Here is a 1,625-nt window from a genome sequence, read left to right on the forward strand (position 1 = left end):
AGGTATTCGAGATTCACCTGATGGCAGATGCCGGTGCCGGGCGGCACGACGCGGAAATTGTCGAACGCCTTCTGGCCCCAGCGCAGGAATTCGTAGCGCTCGCCGTTGCGCTCATATTCAAGCTCGACGTTCTGCGCGAAGCTGAGCGGGGTGCCGAACGAGTCGACCATCACGGAGTGGTCGATGACGAGATCGACGGGCACCAATGGATTGATCTTCTGCGGATCGGCGCCGAGTGCCGCGGTAGCGTCGCGCATCGCGGCAAGGTCCACCACGGCGGGGACGCCGGTGAAGTCCTGCATCAGCACGCGGGCCGGGCGGTAGGAGATTTCGTGTTCGGAGGTGCGCTCGCTCAGCCACTGGGCGATGTCGCCCGCCTGCCCTTTTCACTGAAGGTTCTGCTGGAGAACCTGCTGCGGTTCGAGGATGACCGGTCGGTCACGGTCGACGACGTCAAGGCGATGGCGCAGTGGCTGAAGGATCGCCGCTCCGACCGCGAGATCGCCTACCGCCCGGCCCGCGTGCTGATGCAGGACTTCACCGGCGTCCCCGCCGTGGTCGACCTCGCCGCGATGCGCCAGGCGATGGTCGCACTCGGCGGCGACCCGCAGCGGATCAACCCGCTCTCGGCCGTCGACCTGGTCATCGACCACTCCGTCATGGTCGACGCCTTCGGCACGCCGAACGCCTACCAGCACAACGTCGATCTGGAGTTCGAGCGCAACCACGAGCGCTACGCCTTCCTGCGCTGGGGCCAGACCGCGTTCGACAATTTCCGCGTCGTCCCGCCCGGCACGGGCATCTGCCACCAGGTCAACCTGGAGTACCTGGCCCAGACCGTGTGGGTCGAGAAGGACCGCAACACCGGCAACCAGGTTGCCTATCCCGACACGCTGGTCGGCACCGACAGCCACACCACCATGGTGAACGGCCTGGCCGTGCTGGGCTGGGGCGTCGGCGGCATCGAGGCCGAGGCGGCGATGCTGGGCCAGCCGGTGTCGATGCTGATCCCCGAGGTGATCGGCTTCAAGATCACCGGCAAGCTGAAGGAAGGCATGACCGCCACCGACCTGGTGCTGACGGTCACCCAGATGCTGCGCAAGAAGGGCGTGGTCGGCAAGTTCGTCGAGTTCTACGGCGAAGGCCTGGACCACATGTCGCTGGCCGACCGCGCCACGATCGGCAACATGGCGCCGGAATACGGCGCCACCTGCGGCTTCTTCCCGATCGATGCCGAGACGCTGCGCTATCTCGAATTCTCCGGCCGCGACCCGCACCGCGTCCGCCTGGTCGAGGCCTATGCCAAGGCCCAGGGCATGTGGCGCGACGCCAATTCGCCGGAGCCGGTCTACACCGACAGCCTGTCGCTCGACCTCGGCGACGTCGAGCCGTCGCTGGCCGGGCCGAAGCGGCCGCAGGACCGGGTCGCCCTGTCCCAGGCCGCCGTCGCCTTCAACAAGCTGATGGCCGATGCCGGCACCGCGCCGAACCCGACCAAGATCGACGGCATGGACCACAGCCTCGACCAGGGCGACGTGGTGATCGCGGCGATCACCAGCTGCACCAACACCTCGAACCCGTCGGTGATGGTCGCGGCCGGCCTGGTCGCCCGCAAGGCGCGGGAG

Annotated in this window: 2 protein-coding genes; one reads left to right on the plus strand and one right to left on the minus strand. The window is 67.4% G+C overall.

Annotated elements, in window-relative coordinates:
• Window positions 1-302 (minus strand): aconitase family protein (locus AC3XYG_RS04100; RefSeq protein ID WP_489138537.1); only part of this gene is annotated, 302 nt, incomplete at its 3' end.
• A 30-nt stretch (window positions 303-332) separates the two neighbouring features.
• On the opposite strand from AC3XYG_RS04100, the gene acnA reads away from it, so the two are divergent.
• Window positions 333-1,625, plus strand: a 1,293-nt coding sequence (gene acnA / locus AC3XYG_RS04105; RefSeq protein WP_489138538.1) for an aconitate hydratase AcnA, incomplete at its 3' end; no start/stop codon positions are given.

It is taken from the genome of Inquilinus sp. (assembly GCF_057815775.1).